General features: G+C 66.0%; 19 protein-coding genes and 1 riboswitch. Of the genes, 13 read left to right on the top strand and 6 right to left on the bottom strand.

Annotation, left to right across the window (positions count from 1 at the left end):
- The first annotated feature begins 8 nt into the window (after positions 1-8).
- Positions 9-1,757, top strand: coding sequence for an aa3-type cytochrome oxidase subunit I (gene ctaD / locus EF834_RS14765; protein WP_127947980.1), 1,749 nt, complete (start codon positions 9-11; stop codon positions 1,755-1,757).
- Positions 1,758-1,777: 20 nt separating this feature from the next.
- Here the strand turns inward: ctaD and EF834_RS14760 are convergent, their stop codons facing one another.
- Genes EF834_RS14760 through EF834_RS14750 form a run of 3 tightly spaced genes read right to left on the bottom strand, consistent with a single transcriptional unit; the run spans position 1,778 to position 6,392 of the window.
- The gene (locus EF834_RS14760; RefSeq protein WP_127947979.1) at positions 1,778-4,027 is read right to left on the bottom strand and encodes a serine/threonine-protein kinase; all 2,250 of its coding nucleotides are present in this window, start codon (positions 4,025-4,027) and stop codon (positions 1,778-1,780) included.
- A gap of 23 nt (positions 4,028-4,050) precedes the next feature.
- On the bottom strand, positions 4,051-5,031 hold the full coding sequence (locus EF834_RS14755) for a transporter substrate-binding domain-containing protein (RefSeq protein WP_127947978.1): 981 nt from the start codon (positions 5,029-5,031) through the stop codon (positions 4,051-4,053).
- Positions 5,028-6,392: a hypothetical protein gene (locus tag EF834_RS14750; RefSeq protein WP_206615290.1), complete on the bottom strand. Its 1,365-nt coding sequence runs from the start codon at positions 6,390-6,392 to the stop codon at positions 5,028-5,030. The genes EF834_RS14755 and EF834_RS14750 overlap by 4 nt, the downstream gene beginning before the upstream one ends.
- Before the next feature lie 188 nt (positions 6,393-6,580).
- Between EF834_RS14750 and EF834_RS14745 the strand changes: the two genes are divergently transcribed.
- Positions 6,581-7,420 (top strand): NUDIX hydrolase, encoded by an 840-nt coding sequence (locus EF834_RS14745; RefSeq protein ID WP_127947977.1) that lies wholly within the window; start codon positions 6,581-6,583, stop codon positions 7,418-7,420.
- A 12-nt stretch (positions 7,421-7,432) separates the two neighbouring features.
- Here the strand turns inward: EF834_RS14745 and EF834_RS14740 are convergent, their stop codons facing one another.
- Both EF834_RS14740 and EF834_RS14735 read right to left on the bottom strand, forming a co-directional pair.
- On the bottom strand, positions 7,433-7,843 hold the full coding sequence (locus EF834_RS14740; protein ID WP_127947976.1) for a pyridoxamine 5'-phosphate oxidase family protein: 411 nt from the start codon (positions 7,841-7,843) through the stop codon (positions 7,433-7,435).
- Positions 7,844-7,982: 139 nt separating this feature from the next.
- Positions 7,983-8,381, bottom strand: a complete 399-nt coding sequence (locus EF834_RS14735; RefSeq protein ID WP_127947975.1) for a phage holin family protein — start codon at positions 8,379-8,381, stop codon at positions 7,983-7,985.
- Between the two features lie 180 nt (positions 8,382-8,561).
- Here EF834_RS14735 and EF834_RS14730 point away from each other — a divergent pair, with 180 nt between their 5' ends.
- Entirely contained in the window at positions 8,562-8,948 is a 387-nt protein-coding gene (locus EF834_RS14730) for a hypothetical protein (protein WP_127947974.1), read from the top strand.
- 8 nt (positions 8,949-8,956) lie between these two features.
- Here EF834_RS14730 and thiE read toward each other — a convergent pair whose 3' ends face one another.
- On the bottom strand, positions 8,957-9,649 hold the full coding sequence (thiE, locus tag EF834_RS14725) for a thiamine phosphate synthase (protein WP_127947973.1): 693 nt from the start codon (positions 9,647-9,649) through the stop codon (positions 8,957-8,959).
- A 26-nt stretch (positions 9,650-9,675) separates the two neighbouring features.
- Positions 9,676-9,787: riboswitch (TPP riboswitch) on the top strand.
- Between thiE and thiO the strand changes: the two genes are divergently transcribed.
- From thiO to EF834_RS14670, 10 genes are all read left to right on the top strand, one after another.
- Positions 9,787-10,854: a glycine oxidase ThiO gene (gene thiO, locus EF834_RS14720; protein WP_127947972.1), complete on the top strand. Its 1,068-nt coding sequence runs from the start codon at positions 9,787-9,789 to the stop codon at positions 10,852-10,854. It overlaps the preceding riboswitch by 1 nt.
- Positions 10,855-10,865: 11 nt before the next feature.
- Entirely contained in the window at positions 10,866-11,075 is a 210-nt protein-coding gene (thiS, locus tag EF834_RS14715; RefSeq protein WP_127947971.1) for a sulfur carrier protein ThiS, read from the top strand.
- Positions 11,068-11,826: a thiazole synthase gene (gene thiG, locus EF834_RS14710; protein WP_127947970.1), complete on the top strand. Its 759-nt coding sequence runs from the start codon at positions 11,068-11,070 to the stop codon at positions 11,824-11,826. Before thiS ends, thiG begins: the two co-directional genes overlap by 8 nt.
- A gap of 174 nt (positions 11,827-12,000) precedes the next feature.
- Positions 12,001-12,540 carry a pentapeptide repeat-containing protein gene (locus EF834_RS14705; protein ID WP_127947969.1) on the top strand — a complete coding sequence of 180 codons (540 nt, stop codon included), beginning with the start codon at positions 12,001-12,003 and terminating at the stop codon, positions 12,538-12,540.
- Between the two features lie 62 nt (positions 12,541-12,602).
- Positions 12,603-13,580 carry an ABC transporter ATP-binding protein gene (locus tag EF834_RS14700; RefSeq protein ID WP_127947968.1) on the top strand — a complete coding sequence of 326 codons (978 nt, stop codon included), beginning with the start codon at positions 12,603-12,605 and terminating at the stop codon, positions 13,578-13,580.
- Positions 13,580-14,332: an ABC transporter permease gene (locus EF834_RS14695; RefSeq protein ID WP_127947967.1), complete on the top strand. Its 753-nt coding sequence runs from the start codon at positions 13,580-13,582 to the stop codon at positions 14,330-14,332. The genes EF834_RS14700 and EF834_RS14695 overlap by 1 nt, the downstream gene beginning before the upstream one ends.
- A gap of 273 nt (positions 14,333-14,605) precedes the next feature.
- Positions 14,606-15,583 carry an ABC transporter ATP-binding protein gene (locus EF834_RS14685; protein ID WP_127947966.1) on the top strand — a complete coding sequence of 326 codons (978 nt, stop codon included), beginning with the start codon at positions 14,606-14,608 and terminating at the stop codon, positions 15,581-15,583.
- On the top strand, positions 15,583-16,335 hold the full coding sequence (locus EF834_RS14680) for an ABC transporter permease (RefSeq protein WP_127947965.1): 753 nt from the start codon (positions 15,583-15,585) through the stop codon (positions 16,333-16,335). The genes EF834_RS14685 and EF834_RS14680 overlap by 1 nt, the downstream gene beginning before the upstream one ends.
- 160 nt (positions 16,336-16,495) lie before the next feature.
- Positions 16,496-16,993, top strand: a complete 498-nt coding sequence (locus EF834_RS14675; RefSeq protein ID WP_235871222.1) for a helix-turn-helix domain-containing protein — start codon at positions 16,496-16,498, stop codon at positions 16,991-16,993.
- A 34-nt stretch (positions 16,994-17,027) separates the two neighbouring features.
- Positions 17,028-17,846 carry a dienelactone hydrolase family protein gene (locus tag EF834_RS14670; RefSeq protein WP_127947963.1) on the top strand — a complete coding sequence of 273 codons (819 nt, stop codon included), beginning with the start codon at positions 17,028-17,030 and terminating at the stop codon, positions 17,844-17,846.
- The last annotated feature ends 3 nt before the right edge of the window (positions 17,847-17,849 follow it).

Below are 17,849 nucleotides of genomic sequence, written 5' to 3'. Positions count from 1 at the left end.
TTGCGGACATGGTTGCCAACCCCGAGATCGATCTCGCTCCACCACGAACGTTGACGCCGTCACGACCGGCTGCCGCGGGTCGTGCCCCCAAGGGCTCGTTCATCTACAAGATGGTCACGACCACCGATCCCAAGGTCCTCGGGATCATGTACCTGGTCACCTCGTTCGCGTTCTTCCTCATCGGCGGCCTGATGGCGCTGCTGATGCGCTCCGAGCTCGCGGTTCCCGGCCTGCAGTTCCTGTCGAACGAGCAGTTCAACCAGCTGTTCACGATGCACGGCACGATCATGCTGCTGCTGTACGCGACCCCGGTCGTGTTCGGCTTCGCGAACTACATCGTTCCGCTGCAAATCGGTGCGCCGGACGTCGCGTTCCCGCGCCTGAACGCGCTCAGCTACTGGATGTACCTCTTCGGTGGGCTTATCGCGGCAGCCGGCTTCATCACCCCCGGTGGTGCGGCGGACTTCGGTTGGACCGCCTACGTTCCGCTGACCAACATGGTGCACAGCCCGGGCCTCGGCGCCGATCTGTGGATCATCGGGCTCACCCTGGGTGGTGTCGGCACCATTCTCGGTGGCGTCAACTTCATCACCACGATCGTGTGCCTGCGGGCCCCCGGCATGACCATGTTCCGGATGCCGATCTTCACGTGGAACATCCTCATCACTTGTCTGTTGATCCTGCTGGTCTTCCCGCTCCTCGCGGCGGCCCTCCTCGGGCTGTGGGTGGACCGGCATCTCGGGGCGCATCTGTTCGATCCGTCCACCGGCGGCGTCATGCTGTGGCAGCACCTGTTCTGGTTCTTCGGCCACCCCGAGGTGTACGTCATCGCGCTGCCGTTCTTCGGCATCGTCTCGGAGATCTTCCCGGTCTTCTCACGTAAGCCGATCTTCGGCTACAGCGGCCTGGTCTACGCCACCATCGGCATCGCGGCGCTGTCGATCGCGGTGTGGGCGCACCACATGTACGCCACCGGCGCGGTCCTGTTGCCGTACTTCTCGTTCATGACGTTCATGATCGCGGTCCCGACCGGCGTGAAGTTCTTCAACTGGATCGGCACGATGTGGAGGGGCCATCTGACCTTCGAGTCGCCGATGCTGTTCTCGGTCGGCTTCATCGTGACGTTCCTGTTCGGCGGCCTGTCGGGCGTGCTGCTGGCGAGCCCGCCGATCGACTTCCAGGTCACCGACTCGTACTTCGTGGTCGCGCACTTCCACTACGTCCTGTTCGGCACCATCGTGTTCGCCACCTACGCGGGCATCTACTTCTGGTTCCCGAAGATGACCGGCCGCATGATGGACGAGCGCCTGGCCAAGTGGCACTTCTGGACCACGATGATCGGCTTCCACTCCACCTTCCTCGTGCAGCACTGGCTCGGGGCCGAGGGCATGCCGCGCCGCTACGCGGACTACCTGCCTTCTGACGGGTTCACCACGCTGAACACGATTTCGACGGTCGGTTCGTTCGTCCTGGGCGCCTCGACGCTGCCGTTCCTGTGGAACGTCTTCAAGAGCTACCGCTACGGCCAGGTCGTGACCGTCGACGACCCGTGGGGTTACGGCAATTCGCTCGAGTGGGCCACCAGTTGCCCGCCGCCGCGGCACAACTTCACCGAGTTGCCCCGGATCCGTTCGGAGCGACCGGCATTCGAGTTGCACTACCCGCACATGGTCGAACGCATGCGGGCCGAGGCCCACGTCGGCCCCGGACACGGCAAGGGCAAGGCCGTCGAGCAGAAGCAGGTAATCAAGGTCTGAGACGCTCAGAACAGGCTCGCTCAGAACAAGCTCCGGGGACGTACCGCGTTCGCGAGATCCACGAGCGTGTACCGGTGGGTCGCGGTAGGAGCGCTGCGTGCCATCGCCCGCAGAGCCGATTCGGTTCCCGCACGCAGGCCGCGTTCGGTGAACGGGACGTCGAGCAGCGGCTCGCCTGCGGTGGTGGGGGTGTGTCCGGCAAGTAGCCACTGTAGTGCCGTACCGAGAAGGACGGTACGCATCTGCGGACCTCGGATCTCGGTGTGGGGCAAGGCTTCCACACGTCGGGCGCACTCTCGCAGCGTCGCTTCGTCGATATCGCCGATCGGTCGCACCGACAGGAAGGTCAGGACTGCGGTCATGCGCGCGGTGCCGTAGCTGCGGGAGAAGACCGGAACCTGGTCCAGCTCCTCGACGGCGCCGCGAACGTCGCCGTCGGCCGCGAGGCGCCGAGCGAGGCCGAACGCGGCGCTCACGATGTTCCGGTCCATGGACCACACAGTCCGGTAGTTCTCCAACGCGGGTAGACGCCAGCGGTCCCGTTCTTCTCCGGTGCTGCGCGTGAGCAAGAGTTCGGCAGTTGCCGCCAACGCCAGCTTGGGGGAGATCTCACCGGGAAGCGCCGAGTTGACCGCATCGAACGCCTCGTAGGCAGCAGCAAGTTCGTTCGCAACCAGTGCGGCGATTCCGCGAAACCACTCGATGCGCCAGTCGTACGGGTGGGCCGACGTGAGTGGGCGCAGCAACTGCCGGGCCTGACTCACATCACCGAGGTCGAGATGCGCCCGTATCTCCGCGAGCTGGAGCTCGAGCGAGTCCGTCGCTTCGTCATCACTCTCTCGGGCTCGATCGAGGACATCGAGCACAAGCCGAGGATCACTGTGGGCAGCGGTGGAAACCAGCGGTGCGCCCGGATCCTCGGGGTCGACCAACGGAACGGCCAGAGCCTGAGCCACCTTGTGCGGATTCAGTTTCCGTTCGCGCTCAATCCCGTCCGCGAACACATCGGTCTGCTCGACCAGGTCGTCCGCGCCGAACACCGACCGTTGGCGGGTCAACATCGTAGACAGGACCGGGTGTTCCTCCGTCGATTGTCGGGAGACGATCTCCCGCAGAACCCCGCTGAGTTGCCCGGACATCTCGGTGGCGGACCGGAACCGCCGCCTGGGGTCGGGATCGGTGGCGCGCAGCAGCAGTCGTCGGAAGGAGTCGTACTCGGCGAGCAGCGGCGCCTCCTCCGGTGACGGGAGTCCGTCCGCGTAGTGGCCTTCCTCGATCGGCAGGTTCAGGGTCAGGGCCGCAAGAGTCCTTCCGACGGTATAGATATCGGAGGCGACCGTGGGTCCGGTCTCGGTGATCTCCGGAGCCTGGAATCCGGGGGTTCCGTACAGATACCCGTAGCTCTCCAGCGGTGCCACCGCTCCCAGGTCGATCAGTTTCATTTGCTCGTCGGTGACCATGATGTTGTCGGGCTTGAGGTCGTTGTAGGCCAGGCCGATCGAGTGCAGGTACTCCAGGGCAGGCAGTATCTCGACGACGTAGGCGATGGCCTGATCGACGGGCATTCGATCAGGACGTTCGTACTCGGCGAGGATGTCGCGCAGCGAGCTTCCGCCCACGTACTCCATCACCAGGTAGCCGGACGAGACCGTGTCTGCTTTCTGCTGGTACTCGACGAAGTTGTAGATCTTGACGATGCTCGGGTGCTCCACCTCCGCGAGGAATTGGCGCTCGGCAGCAGCCACCGCCCGCGCCTCGGCATCAGCGTGATGCAGCAATCCCTTGAGGACGACCCAGCGGTTGTCGACGTTGCGGTCGATCGCGAGGTAGATCCAGCCCAAGCCGCCGTGGGCGATACATCCCTGGACCTCGTACTGGCCGGCGACCACTGTCCCAGGGGACAGCGACGGGGAGAACTCGAAGCTCGCACCGCAGTGTGGGCAGATGCCGGATGTCGCGCCGGGTAGGTCCTTCGCGGACCGTCCGACCGGCCGGTTGCACTTCCAGCAGAACCGCTTCCGTTCGGGTACCTGTGGATCAGCGAGGACGACGGACTGCGGGTCGCGTACGGGAACGGGTGGCACCTCGACCAATCCGCCTCCCAGCAGGCGGCGGCTGCGGGCGCGCTGGGTGTGTGCGCGACGTCCGGTGGTAGGGAGGACTTCCTGTGCGGCGGTCGCCACCGGCTCGTCGTCGGGGACGGTGGCCTGGGTGGACACGCCGTCACCGGGATCGTTCGTACTGCGTTCTTCCGCTTCCTTTCTCGCCATACCTCCTCCGATCGCTCCGCGTCTCAGTCCACGTACGTGGCAGGGGGTGGTCCGGGTGACGGGCCCAGTTCGGAGAGCCATCGATCGTAGATTGTCTCCCACGTGCCGTCCTGGCGGATCCTTTCGAGCGTGCCGTTGACGAAGCGCACCAGGTCATCGTTGCCCTTGCCGATGCCGATGCCGTAGTGCTCGATTCCCAGGCTGGGGCCGATGATCCGTGTGTAAGGGTCCTGGGTTGCCAGTCCGGCCAGGAGGGTGTCGTCGGCGTTGATGGCATCCACCTGATGCTGCTGCAGCATCACCAGGCAATCGGACCACAGCGGCACCGACACGACCTCGGCGTCGGGCTGTTGCCTCCAGACCTGCTCGGCCGAAGTCGTGCCCTCGCCGACGCAGACTCGATGGCCCGCCAGGTCGCCGATGCCCTGGATCGGAGATCCTGCCGTCACCAGGGTGCGCTGGTGGGCCTCGTAGTACACCGACGAGAAGTCGATCCTCTCGCGCCGCTGGCAGGTGATCGACATCGTCTTGGCGACGATGTCGACCTCGTCGTCGGAAAGAGCCTGCTCCCGCTGCGTATAAGAGAGGATCCGGAACTCGAGATTGGGGACGCCCAGCAGGTCACGGGCGATCTCACGAGCGACGTCGACGTCGAAGCCGCTGATGGTTCCGGTGCTCGGATCGCGGAAACTCATCAAATTGCTGCCGGTGTCGATTCCCACGATCAGCTTTCCACGTTCGCGGATTGCGTCGAGCGTCGGGCCGGTCGGCGTTTCGCCGGGCGGGAACGGGCGCAGGCTCGCGGTGGGGTCGCCACACGCCTCCTCGGGCGGGGGCGTTGGCAGGGACGGCACGACTCTGGCGCCCGCAGGGACGGGGGGCGCTGTGAACGTATCGGTCGGAGGCTGCACGCTCGGCCCCGGTGGAGTCGAACATCCGCTCAGGATCACGCCGATCACTGCGGCAGCCAACGCTGTCGTCATCAGCCTGCGACGCCGGATCATTGGTACTCCCGCAGTCGGGGCCACATGCCCACTGGGATCGCGGCAGCCGCCACCAACGTGATCACCACGGCGCCGGGGCCGAGCGCCGACAGCACTGTCGACGAGTGGGAGACGTTGTCGCGGAATTCGGAACGGGCACTGTCGGCACCGGCGGCCAACGCATCGTCGACGACATCGAAGTACGTAGCGGTGGAATCAGGCTCGGAGCTCAAGGTCGTCATGGCTGCGGTGGTCCAGTCGCCCACCTCGAGTGCGCCGGCCATTTTCTGGTGGGACGTCGTCCACTCGTCCAACGCCTCCGTGGCCCGGTCGACGTCGTCGGCGCCGACCGGGGAAGAATAGTCGCGGAGCAGGTTACGGAGTTCGTCGGTGTTGTCGACGAAGAGTCGGCCGTGTTCGGTGTGTTCTTCCCGCCGGACCAATTGGAGGATTTCCTGCGTGCGGGCTTGCTGCGCAAGGATCTGCGCGGAAGAGAGCGTCGAGAGCGGGGTCGAGCCGTCGCGAAACGCCCGATGCGCCGTCGTCGCCGAGACGAGTCCAGCGAAGAGCATCCACACCAGCAGCGTGGACATCGCGGCCGTCGTGAACAGCAACCCGATATTGAAGGTGCGGCGGGTTCGTCGGGCCATCACCACCTGGGTGGCGATCAGCGCCGCGATCAGAGCAACGAGCAAGCTGATGGCGACCCACGGTGGCCGACCGAATTCCGACTGCGGAGCCAGCATTGCCGCCTCACGTTCGGTGTGCAGCGCCTCCGCGAGGGGGAGGATATCGCCCTGCATCAGCGATGACGCTTCAGCCAGATAAGCACCGCCGACGGGGTTCCCGGCGCGGTTGTTGGCGCGTGCCGTCTCCACGAGCCCGGTGTACACCGGCAGTTTCGTCGCGATGGCGGTCAGTAGACGCCTGCTCGTGTCGTCGCTGGACAATACATCCGATCCCGCGACCAATTCTGCGGCCGCAGTACCGATCGCCTGCGAGTACCTGGCGCGTTCGTCTCTCGGCTCGACCCCGCCGGACAGGAACGCAGTCGCGGCCGCGGTGTCCGCGACGGACAGCGAGGCGTACAGGTTCTGCGACGAGCGGACGAGTGGTCCCGTCGTGGCGAGCAACGTGTCGATGTCCTGTTTCCGGTCGTTCGCGGCCGAGGATGCCATCAGGCCTGCGGTGAGGGTGCCGAGCAACAGCACAATTCCGACGGCGAGCAGTCGGGCGGGCGTCGACCGCAGCAACTCATGGGTGGCCATCTGACGCACACGCATGCGCGCCCGAGCGGCGCGGGGAGTCGCGCCCTCCGGGATCGTTTCGTCCGGCGCGACCATTTCCTCGCGTCTCGGCGTATTGATTCCTGGCACTACCACGGCACATCCTCGGTTCGCTGTCCGGTCTGATTCGCCGTTTCCGTACTGCCGAGCATATAAGCAGTACCGCCAGGTTGTTCTGCAGGACGCGAACGTGGCGGGGAATACTAGACGTCGCGGGGAATGTCGCGGGGAATACTGTGGGGACAGGTGAGCGGCTCGGCGGACAGGCAGGTGAGAGACACCCCATGCGCGGTGACGGAGACGGTTGGGCAATGACCCCGGATGGAGTTCGGCACTGGGGGCGGCACGGCGCGGCGGGGCTACTGCTTCGTGCTCCGCTGGCGGACGGCTCGGCCGCGATCCTTCTGCAGCACCGGGCAGCCTGGAGTCACCAGGGCGGCACCTGGGCGCTGCCGGGAGGCGCCCGCGACAGCCACGAGACGACGATCCACGCGGCGGTGCGGGAGGCGCACGAGGAGACCGGAATCGACGTCGATGCGGTCCGGGTGCGCACCGAGCGGGTGACGGCCTGCGTGGACGGCGGCTGGACCTACACGACGGTCGTCGCAGATTCCGAAAAGACCCTGGCTGTGGTCCCGAACAGGGAGAGCACCGAGCTTCGCTGGGTGCCCGAGTCCGAGGTCGTGGGGATGCCGCTGCATCCCGGATTCGCTGATGCGTGGCCGAGTTTGCGTGCGACTGAGGTGCGCGTGCTCCTCGACACTGCGAACGTACTGGGTTCGCGACCGGACGGGTGGTGGCGTGATCGTCCCGGCGCGACGAGGCAACTGTTGGACGAGTTGGCCCAGGTTCTTCCACGCACGATCGAACTGCCGGACGGAGGGTTCGGTTGGCTACCGCGAGTCGAGGCGGTGCTCGAGGGGCGGGCCCGCAGCGCCGAGCACGGCGACGCGCGCATCCCGGTTCACGCCGCACCAGGCAGCGGTGACGACGAGGTGGCCAGGCTGGCGGATCTCGACGGCGTTCTCACAGTGGTCGCGACGGCCGATCGTGGGTTGCGCGCGCGCCTGCCCGAGTCGGTACTGACGCTGTCCCCGTCGACGGTGTTGAGCTGGCTGGACTGAGCTCGGGACCGTTCAGCCGCGGTCGAGCACGAAGCGCCGCCCGTGCACCGCGGTGGGCCGGATCTCGACGAAGTTGTACTTCTCGGTCGGAATCCACGACTTCAGGTCGAGTTCCTCGGCAGCGTTGATCTCGTCGAATCGGACAAGTGTGCGTGCGATGCCGCGGACGACGATGCTCCAGCCGGCGGTCGCCTCGGCGTGGTCGACCTGGAAGGTGACGCTCGGCTCGAGGGCGAGTTCGGTCAGCTTGTCGCCTTCCGCGCTCCGGAAGAAGAGCTTGCCGTCGTGTACGACGTAGTTGACCGGGAAGATGTCGGGTTGGTCACCGACGACGACGATGAGACGGCCCAACCGTTCGGTCGACAGCAGGTTCATGGCTTCCTGCTCGGTCAGCACGGTGACGGGGGTTGTCTGGTCCGGCATGTCTCCTCCGATCGTCGGCAAGCGTTCACCTCAGACTCTGCCCGTTAGCGCGCCGTCGTGCCAGACGAGCGCGCCGTCGGCTTCGCGTCTGCACCGTGAATCGAGCGGATTGCACGAGTTTTGTTGCAGGACAGATGGATCAGTCTCCGGACTTCTTTGTCTTGCGATCATCGAACTTGCCCCGTAGCAGGACCATGGGAAGGAGCACGGTGGCGAGCGCGGTGACGAGCCACACGACGATGGTCGCGAGAATCCAGGTACGCCAGCCGGAGATCGACAGTCCGCCGAAGACCGATGCGATGACGAGTGCGACGAATGTCGAGACGATTCCGATGCCCCCTAGGAAGGCCGGCGCATCCCTTGCAGCAATCTTCGTTATGTATGGCGACAGCACACTTTGCGCCACGGCGAACAGGACGACGGCGGTGATGAACCCGGACGCGCTCACCGATACCTCGGGAAGCAACCACACGGCCGCCAGAATGCCGATCGCGGCCGATCCGAGGAAGATCGCTGTCCGAATGAGAAAGCGAATCATGTTCCGGCCCTTCGTCGTGGACCACGTCGGTCACACGAAGAGACCGGGTGGTCGATTCGGGCCGAGTGTATCGAGCGGATCGGCCCGGCGAGGGTGGTTCGGCGCCGGAGGAGTTCCATCGGTCCGGGGCGCCGCCGGCCTGCTATGGCGAAAACCGGACAAGCCTGGCACTATGCCGGGATGAAGATTCGACACCTGATCGCCATCGTCCCCGCAGCCGTACTCGTTCTCGCCGGCTGCAGCGGCAGTAACGAGGACACCGCGGAGGCCGAACTCCGCGATTCCGCCGTCGCGGAGATGTGCCGCCAGGTGGTGACCTTCATCGACATGTCCGAGGATCAGGCCGAGGTTACCGGGGAGCCCTTCGACCGGCAGGCCACAGGTGACGAGTTCATGGGGCTGCTCAAGGACAACTCCGCTTTGTGGGTGGCTGCGTACAACCAGCAGGCCGAGTCGGAAGGGAAGGAGCAACTCGATCCGGAGATCGCGGGCTGGGAGGACCTGCCGTCGGAGAGCCGCGACCTGATCGAGAAGGCCGTGCAGAACGGGGTCAACGGAACCTGCTGACCTGGATGTCAGCCACGAAGGGCGTCGGACAACACTCGTGCTGCAGCCTCCGGATCGTCGGCTTCCGTGATCGCACGGACGACGACGATCCGGGTGGCGCCGGCCTCGAGGATCTCCGGTAGGCGCTGCTGATCGATGCCGCCTATTGCGAACCAAGGCCGAGCCGGCGCCGCGTCTGCGGTGCTGCGGACGAGTTCGATGCCCGATGCGGTCCGCCCCGGTTTGGTGGGTGTGGCCCAAACCGGTCCTGCGCAGAAGTAGTCGACATCCTCCTCGATGGCGGCGAGGCTGGCCTGTGCGCGGTTGTTGGTGGACCGGCCGATCACGACGTCGGGCCCGACGATCTGGCGGGCGTAGTGCACGGGCAGGTCGTTCTGGCCCAGGTGCAGGACGTCGGCGCCGGCGGCGAGTGCGAGGTCGGCACGGTCGTTGACGGCGAGCAATGCGCCGTGACGCCGGGCCGCGGCACCGAGCACCGCGAGCGCTGCCAGCTCTTCCTTCACCTCTAGCGGGCCGAAATCCCGCTCGCCGGTCGAGCCCTTGTCGCGCAGTTGGATGATGTCGACGCCACCGGCCAATGCGGCTTCGGCGAACTTGGCCAGGTCACCCTTGTCCCGCCGGGCGTCGGTGCAGAGGTACAGACGCGCATCGCTGAGGCGTTCACGCGGTGTGAGGTGCTTGATGGACTGGGTAACACGCACACCTCGAACGGTAGTCTTTACTGCATATGAATCAACACGGGAGTCTCGAGGAGCGAGGGGCTGAGAGGGGGTCCGCCGACCCCGACCGTCATACCTGACCCGGATCATGCCGGCGCAGGGAGTGAGGTGGAGCGAAGTTGACCCGATCGGTTTCCGTCGTTGGAGGCGGTGTGATCGGCCTGTCCATCGCGTGGCGAGCGGCGCAGCATGGCTGGGTGGTTCGGGTGTACGACCCGACTCCCGGCTCGGGGGCGTCCTGGGTCGCCGGAGGCATGCTGGCGCCGCTGTCGGAGGGCTGGCCCGGCGAGGAGAGGGCGCTCGAACTCGGTGCAGCGTCGTTGCGACGATGGCCCGATTTCGGTGCGGAACTCGAGCGTATCGCGGGCGTGACGCTGTTCACCTCCGATGATTCGCTGACCGTCGCGCTCGATGCTGCCGACGCCGCAGACTTGCAGACGATCGCCGACTGGGTCGCCGGCCAGGGTCATGAGCTGCGAATCCTGAACCGGGCGCAGATCCGGGAACTCGAGCCGTCGCTCGGACGCGGCATCCGGCTCGCGTTGCAGGCGCCCGACGAGTTGGCGGTCGACAACCGGCTGTTGATGCGGGCGTTGCAGACCGCAGCCGTCGAGGCGGGCGCCCAGCTGATCGAGCAGACGGTGACCGATCTGGACGAGCTGACCACGGACCAGGTAGTTCTGGCCGCGGGAGCGAACTCCGCGCAGCTGTGGCCCGACCTGCCGGTGCGGCCCGTGAAAGGCGAGATCCTGCGTCTGCGGGCCCGGCCCGGTGTGACACCGGTGCCACGGCGCACGATCCGCGGAAGCGTCCACGGCCGTCCGTCCTACCTGGTTCCGCGCGCCGACGGCATCGTGATCGGCGCGACGCAGTACGAATCAGGTCACGACACTCAGGTGACGGTGGCTGGGGTGCGGGATCTGATCGCCGACGCGGAGGCGCTCATGCCGGCCATCGGCGAGTACGAACTGTACGAGGCGAAAGCCGGTTTGCGCCCTATGAGTCCGGACAACCTGCCTATCATCGGACGGGTTTCCGAGCGCGTGGTCCTTGCAACCGGACACGGCCGAAATGGCATCCTGACGACCCCCGTGACAGCGGACGCGACGGTCGCGATCCTTGACGGGGAATCCTTGACGGATGCGGAAAACGCTACCGCCGAACGATTTTCACTAGCGAAGATTTGAGCGAGGATTGGATGAGCGAGTTGATCGGAGTCACCGTCAACGGTGAAGAACGCGAGTTCGACGGACCGTTGACGGTCGCTGGGCTGCTCGAGCGGCTGGAACTCCCGCAGCGTGGAATCGCGGTTGCCGTCGACGGTGCGGTGTTCCCGCGCGGCCGGTGGTCCGAGTCTGTCCGTCGCGGTTGGGAGATCGAGATCCTCACGGCGGTGCAGGGTGGCTGACCTGCCCAAGCTCACGATCGCCGACCGTACCTTCGGCTCGCGCTTGATCATGGGCACCGGCGGCGCCGCAAACCTCGCGGTACTCGAGGAGACGCTGGTGGCCTCGGGTACCGAGTTGACGACCGTCGCGATACGGCGTGTCGACGCCGTTGGCGGTACTGGTGTGCTGGACCTACTGCGCCGGCTCGACATCGCGCCGTTGCCGAACACCGCGGGGTGTCGCGATGCGGCGGAGGCGGTGCTCACCGCCCAGCTCGCGCGCGAAGCTCTCGAGACCGATTGGGTCAAGCTTGAGGTGATCGCCGACGAGCGCACGTTGCTACCTGAACCGATCGAATTAGTCAGTGCTGCAGAACAATTGGTAGACAAGGGTTTCACGGTGCTGCCGTACACCACGGACGATCCGGTGCTCGCGAGACGGCTCGAGGACGTTGGCTGCGCCGCGGTCATGCCCCTGGGTGCGCCGATCGGTACCGGCCTCGGCATCTCGAACCCCCACAACATCGAGATGATCGTCGAACGCGCGGGCGTACCCGTCATCCTCGACGCCGGCATCGGTACCGCGAGTGACGCGACTCTCGCGATGGAGCTGGGCTGCGACGCGGTGCTGCTCGCGACGGCGGTCACCCGTGCGAAGGATCCGGCGCTGATGGCGTCGGCGATGCGCGCGGCGGTGATCGCCGGTCACGAGGCCCGGCACGCCGGGCGTATCCCCAAGCGGTTCTGGGCGCAGGCGTCGTCGCCGAAGTGATTGGTTCGTCCCGAACCCCCACTCCCTGCGTAAACAGAGGTGGGTTCGGGATTTCGGGAGCCGAAGCGGGCGCTCAGGGTGCACACGACGGATTACGGATTGGTCGAAATACCAGGCCTTGCGTCGAATCGCGCTACCCTCGGGGGCAGTGCTGGTTCCAGTGGAGGACATGCCATGTCGACGTTGAGTGCCAATCTTCTCGAACTACTCCGCTCGGATGTCGTGGCTTGGAACGCCCGACGCGACGAATTACCCGAAGCTCCGGACCTCCACGGTCTGGACCTGTCCGGTGCAGATCTGGCCGGGGCCAACCTGACGGGGGCCAACATGGTCGGCACCGATCTGTCAGGCGCGAACCTGACGGCCGCGGAACTCGGTGGTGCCGACATGACGGGGGCGAACCTGTCCGGGGCGGTCGCTGCTGACGCGGACTTCACAGGGACGCACCTGGCGAACGCAAACCTGTCCGGTGCCGTGTTGACACTGTCGTTTCTGACGGAGACGGACCTCGACCACGCCGACCTCGTGGGCGCCGACCTGTCCGGCGCGTACATGACGGCGGCACATCTCGAGGACGCGGATCTGACCGGGGCGCGACTGGCCGGTGCGTACCTTGCGCATGCGGACCTGACCGGCGCGAAGATCACCAGCGCGGACCTCGCAGGTACGGATCTCACCGACGCCCACATGCCCGACGGAGCGGTCCGCGGCTGAGCGGTTCTCATCTCTGGGTTTGACGCGGCGCAGGTGAGGACGTTTCGGGCAAAGTGGTCCCCATGATTGAAGTGAGGGGACTGACGAAGACCTACGGGTCGACGAAAGCGGTGGAGGATCTGACGTTCACCGTGAAGCCGGGCAGTGTCACGGGCTTTCTGGGTCCGAACGGTGCCGGCAAGTCGACGACCATGCGGATGATCCTCGGTCTGGACCGGCCGACCTCGGGTACGGCGCTGATCGAGGGAGTGCCGTACAGCGAGCTGGAGCGGCCGCTGCACACCGTCGGAGCGCTCCTCGACGCCAAGTGGGTGCATCCGAACCGCTCGGCCAAGGCGCACCTGCAGTGGATGGCGGCGGCCAACGCACTGCCGAAGTCTCGGGTGGACGAGGTGTTGCGGATGGTGGGTCTGACCGAGGTTGCGGGGAAGAAGGCCGGTGGTTTCTCGCTGGGCATGTCGCAGCGGTTGGGGCTGGCTGGGGCGTTGCTGGGTGATCCGAAGGTGTTGTTGTTCGACGAGCCGGTCAACGGTCTCGACCCCGAGGGCATCGTGTGGATTCGTAAGTTCATGCAGAGTCTGGCGGCGGAGGGGCGCACGGTGTTGGTGTCGAGTCACCTGCTCTCGGAGATGTCGTTGACTGCCGAGCACCTGATCGTGATCGGTCGGGGACGGTTGATCGCTGACACGAGCGTCAAGGAGTTCGTCGATCGTGCGTCGGAGTCGTCGGTGCGGGTGCGGAGCCCGCAGCTCGACGCGCTGCGCGGCCTGCTGACCGCGCGGGGCTTTGCCGTGAGCGAGGAGGCCGGGGACGATCACGTGTCGGCGTTGCTGGTGTCGGGGGCGCGCACCGACGACATCGGTGCGCTCGCGGGTTCCAACGGGATCGTGCTGCACGAGCTGTCGTCGCAGCGGGGTTCGCTCGAGGACGCGTTCATGAAGCTCACCGGTGACGAGGTGCAGTACCACGCTGAGATCGCCGGGCAGCCGGCCGGCGCCGCACAGAGCGGTGCCGCACAGAACACGGGAGGTGCGCTCTGATGAGCGTGTTGAATGCAGAGCGCATCAAGTTGACATCGACCAAGTCGCCGATCTGGTGCAGCCTCATCGCCCTGGTGGTCAGCGTTGGTATGGCCGCGGTGTTCGGGATATTTCTCAAGTCGATGATATCGAGCGGTGACCTCTTGATCAGCGAGCTCACTGCGTCGGACACGCAGCTCGGTGCGGTCAACTTCGGAGCGATGCTCGTGATGATCATGTCGGTTCTGGCGGTGACCACCGAGTACCGGTTCGGCGTCATCCGCACCACGTTCCTGGCGGTCCCCCACCGAGCCCAGATCATCGCGAGCAAGGCGCTGCTGTTGGCGATCGTCGCCGCGGTTCTCGGATCGGTCATCGCTGTGCTGTCCTACTACGTGGCGCAGGCGACCTCCGGCGTGACGGTGGATCTGGGAGCCCGCGACAACGCGCGTGAACTGTTCGGCGTCCCGATCTACTTCACACTCCTCGCGGTGCTGGCGGTCGGCGTCGGCACCCTGGTCCGTCAGTCGGCGGGCGCGATCTCGTTGCTGCTGCTGTGGCCGCTGGTGATCGAGAGCCTGTTGACGCTCATCCCGAGGGTGGGCAAGTACGTCGGCGAGTTCGGCCCGTTCAACAACATGTCGTACTTTCTCGGAAACCAAGGGCCGATCGACTTCCGCTGGGGCCCATGGGGTGGACTGCTCTACTTCACGGCCTTCGTCGCAATCGTGTTCGGCGCCAGCCTCTTCCTGGTGAACAAGCGCGACGCCTGAGCGTTCGCGCCGCTCCTCGAGCACCCGGTCGGGACCCCCGGCCGAGCGCTTGCATCATCGTCGGTTCGCCAATCGTGTTGCGCGCGAGACGGGTGCGGCAACTACGGATCCGTTCCGGGTGGCGGTGACCGCGGCCTCGGCCGCCCCGTTGCCGGCGGCCGGTCATCGTTGTGATTTACGGCACGATTCGCGACGGAGTCATCCCTGGGTATGACGCATGAATAGACCGAAGTCCGATGCATCGATGAGGACGTTTCGGGCAAAGTGGTCCTCATGATTGAAGTGAGGGGACTGACGAAGACCTACGGGTCGACGAAAGCGGTGGAGGATCTGACGTTCACCGTGAAGCCGGGCAGTGTCACGGGCTTTCTGGGTCCGAATGGTGCCGGCAAGTCGACGACCATGCGGATGATCCTCGGTCTGGACCGGCCGACCTCGGGTACGGCGCTGATCGAGGGAGTGCCGTACAGCGAGTTGGAGCGGCCGCTGCACACCGTCGGAGCGCTCCTCGACGCCAAGTGGGTGCATCCGAACCGCTCGGCCAAGGCGCACCTGCAGTGGATGGCGGCGGCCAACGCACTGCCGAAGTCTCGGGTGGACGAGGTGTTGCGGATGGTGGGTCTGACCGAGGTTGCGGGGAAGAAGGCCGGTGGTTTCTCGCTGGGCATGTCGCAGCGGTTGGGGCTGGCTGGGGCGTTGCTGGGTGATCCGAAGGTGTTGTTGTTCGACGAGCCGGTCAACGGTCTCGACCCCGAGGGCATCGTGTGGATTCGTAAGTTCATGCAGAGTCTGGCGGCGGAGGGGCGCACGGTGTTGGTGTCGAGTCACCTGCTCTCGGAGATGTCGTTGACTGCCGAGCACCTGATCGTGATCGGTCGGGGACGGTTGATCGCTGACACGAGCGTCAAGGAGTTCGTCGATCGTGCGTCGGAGTCGTCGGTGCGGGTGCGGAGCCCGCAGCTCGACGCGCTGCGCGGCCTGCTGACCGCGCGGGGCTTTGCCGTGAGCGAGGAGGCCGGGGACGATCACGTGTCGGCGTTGCTGGTGTCGGGGGCGCGCACCGACGACATCGGTGCGCTCGCGGGTTCCAACGGGATCGTGCTGCACGAGCTGTCGTCGCAGCGGGGTTCGCTCGAGGATGCGTTCATGAAGCTCACCGGTGACGAGGTGCAGTACCACGCTGAGATCGCCGGGCAGCCGGCCGGTGCCGCACAGAACGGCGCCGTACAGAAGACGGGAGGTGCGCTCTGATGAGCGTGTTGAATGCAGAGCGCATCAAGTTGACGTCGACCAAGTCGCCGATCTGGTGCAGCGTGATTGCGGTCGTCGTGAGCGTCGGGCTCGCTGCAGTTATGGCCTGGGCCTACCGGGAACTGGAGTCGTCGGGTGAGGGCTCGATGGGCGAGTTCTCGGTAGCGTTCACCCAGTCGGGTACGACCGGGTTCGGCTCCATGCTGGTGATGATCATGGCGGCTCTGGCGGTGACCACCGAGTACCGGTTCGGTGTCATCCGCACGACGTTCCAGGCGATCCCGAACCGAGCCCAGGTCATCGGTGGCAAGGCACTGCTGCTGGCCGTGGTCGCGGGCGTCCTCGGGTTGGTCGTCGCCCTGTTGTCGCTGTTCGTGGCGCAGGCGATCTCGGGGGAGTCGGTGTCCATCGGTGACGGCGACAGTGCCCGCGAACTGTTCGGGGTCCCGATCTACTACGCGCTCCTCGCCGTGCTGGCGGTCGGCGTCGGCACGCTGATCCGTCAGTCGGCGGGCGCGGTCTCCCTACTGCTGCTGTGGCCGCTGGTGATCGAGAGCCTGTTGACGCTCATCCCGAAGGTGGGCAAGTACTTCGCCGAGTTCGGTCCCTTCACCAATGTCTCGTACTTCCTCGGACAAGGTGGCGGGGTCGACTTCCCCTGGGGCCCATGGGGTGCGCTGCTCTACTTCACGGCTTTCGTCGCGATCGTGTTCGGCGCCAGCCTGTTCGTGGTGAACAAGCGCGACGCCTGAGCATCCGCGCTACTCCTCGAGCGCCCGGCCGGGATCCCCGGCCGGGCGCTCGCACTACCGTCGGTCGAGCGAGAGGAGGTCCGATCTGTGCGGATAGGGGTCCGGACCGATTACCACCACCGCGGCGTTCAGTGCGGCACTCGATCTCGCGACCGCCCTCGTGCGGGAGAGCCTCGGCGACGACATCGCCCGCGCCACCGCTCGGATCGCCCTCGTGGCCGAGAACCGGACGAGCCAGGCGCCGTACATCGTCGACTCGATGCTGCCGGCCGAGAGGGCGCCTTTCGCCGACGACGTCGGCGCCTGGCTGGTGGAGCACCTCGCGGAACCCTATGACCTCAACCGGTTGGCGGGTGCATTCCACGTCAGTACTCGAACGATGCTGCGCCGCTTCGGCGCCGAGACCGGGCAGACGCCTCTCGGGTTCCTCGGGCGGGCGAGGGTGCGCGTCGCGCGGAACCTTCTCGAGACCACCGACTTGTCAGTGGGACGCATTGCCGAACGTGTCGGCTCCCGGGACTCCGGAACGTTCCGTCGCCTGTTCGTGAATCAGGTCGGCGTCGGTCCTGCCGAGTATCGAAGGCAGTTTCGTGGCGAGAAGACCACAAAGGGTGGCGATATCGACCCTTCGCTCCAGGACGGGCGCCGGGCAGACTGACCGGACACGAAAAGCCCAGTCAGGGAGGACAACGGTGCCCGATCGAAGCCTGCACGAGGACGACCCGCTCGACGATTTCGAGCGGAGCACAGTCGAGTTGGACGGCATCGCGAAGACGGTCTACGTCGCTGGGCGTGGTCCGGCCGTGATCGTCATGCCGGAGATGCCCGGCATCAGTCCCCACGTCGCACGGTTCGGGCGGTGGGTTCGGGATGCCGGGTTCACCGTTTACCTGCCGTCGCTATTCGGTCGTGACGGCGCTGTCCCCGGCGTCGAAGAGGGTGTGGCGGTGTTTCGCAAGGCCTGTGTGAGCGCCGAGTTCCGGGCGCTCGGCAGGAACGGAAACAGTCCGGCGGTGCGCTGGCTGCGCGCGCTTGCGCGACTCGCACACGACGAGTGTGGAGGCCCGGGGGTGGGCGCGATCGGCATGTGTTTCACGGGCAACTTCGCACTGTCGATGATGCTCGAGCCCGCGATGCTGGCGCCCGTACTCTCGCAGCCGTCGCTGCCGCTGGGCGATCCGGACGGAATCGACAGCACCCCTGAGGAACTCGCCTTGGTGCGTAAACGCCTGGACGAGAACGACCTGACGGTGATGGCCTACCGGTTCTCTGGTGACAAGTTCTGTCACGCCGAGCGGTTCGCGGCATACGAGCAGGCGCTCGGCGATCGGTTCGTCGCGCGGGTGCTGCCCGACAGTGCCGCGAACACCGAGACGTCGCCGTTCTTCGAGCACGTGATCGCGGGCCCGCACAGTGTCGTCACTGCGCATCTGATCGACGAGGCCGGGCAGCCCACCGTTGCGGCACGGGACGAGATCCTGGCGTTCCTCGGCGAGCGTCTGACGGGCTGAGGG

The organism is Rhodococcus spongiicola, from assembly GCF_004011835.1.
GTDB classification, from domain to species: domain Bacteria; phylum Actinomycetota; class Actinomycetes; order Mycobacteriales; family Mycobacteriaceae; genus Prescottella; species Prescottella spongiicola.
The sequence above is the reverse complement of the archived record's forward strand: the minus strand, read 5'-3'. Positions and strand labels throughout refer to the sequence as shown.

What these genes read in the sequence shown, in the direction of transcription:
- ctaD (WP_127947980.1), top strand. Translation starts at nt 9, where the DNA reads ATGGTTGCCAACCCCGAGATCGATCTCGCTCCACCACGAACGTTGACG.
- EF834_RS14735 (WP_127947975.1), bottom strand. Translation starts at nt 8,381, where the DNA reads ATGATTCGCTTTCTCATTCGGACAGCGATCTTCCTCGGATCGGCCGCG.
- thiS (WP_127947971.1), top strand. Translation starts at nt 10,866, where the DNA reads ATGAGCGAGTTGATCGGAGTCACCGTCAACGGTGAAGAACGCGAGTTC.
- EF834_RS14680 (WP_127947965.1), top strand. Translation starts at nt 15,583, where the DNA reads ATGAGCGTGTTGAATGCAGAGCGCATCAAGTTGACGTCGACCAAGTCG.
- EF834_RS14745 (WP_127947977.1), top strand. Translation starts at nt 6,581, where the DNA reads ATGCGCGGTGACGGAGACGGTTGGGCAATGACCCCGGATGGAGTTCGG.
- EF834_RS14705 (WP_127947969.1), top strand. Translation starts at nt 12,001, where the DNA reads ATGTCGACGTTGAGTGCCAATCTTCTCGAACTACTCCGCTCGGATGTC.
- EF834_RS14730 (WP_127947974.1), top strand. Translation starts at nt 8,562, where the DNA reads ATGAAGATTCGACACCTGATCGCCATCGTCCCCGCAGCCGTACTCGTT.
- EF834_RS14755 (WP_127947978.1), bottom strand. Translation starts at nt 5,031, where the DNA reads ATGATCCGGCGTCGCAGGCTGATGACGACAGCGTTGGCTGCCGCAGTG.
- EF834_RS14695 (WP_127947967.1), top strand. Translation starts at nt 13,580, where the DNA reads ATGAGCGTGTTGAATGCAGAGCGCATCAAGTTGACATCGACCAAGTCG.
- EF834_RS14760 (WP_127947979.1), bottom strand. Translation starts at nt 4,027, where the DNA reads ATGGCGAGAAAGGAAGCGGAAGAACGCAGTACGAACGATCCCGGTGAC.
- EF834_RS14685 (WP_127947966.1), top strand. Translation starts at nt 14,606, where the DNA reads ATGATTGAAGTGAGGGGACTGACGAAGACCTACGGGTCGACGAAAGCG.
- EF834_RS14700 (WP_127947968.1), top strand. Translation starts at nt 12,603, where the DNA reads ATGATTGAAGTGAGGGGACTGACGAAGACCTACGGGTCGACGAAAGCG.
- EF834_RS14740 (WP_127947976.1), bottom strand. Translation starts at nt 7,843, where the DNA reads ATGCCGGACCAGACAACCCCCGTCACCGTGCTGACCGAGCAGGAAGCC.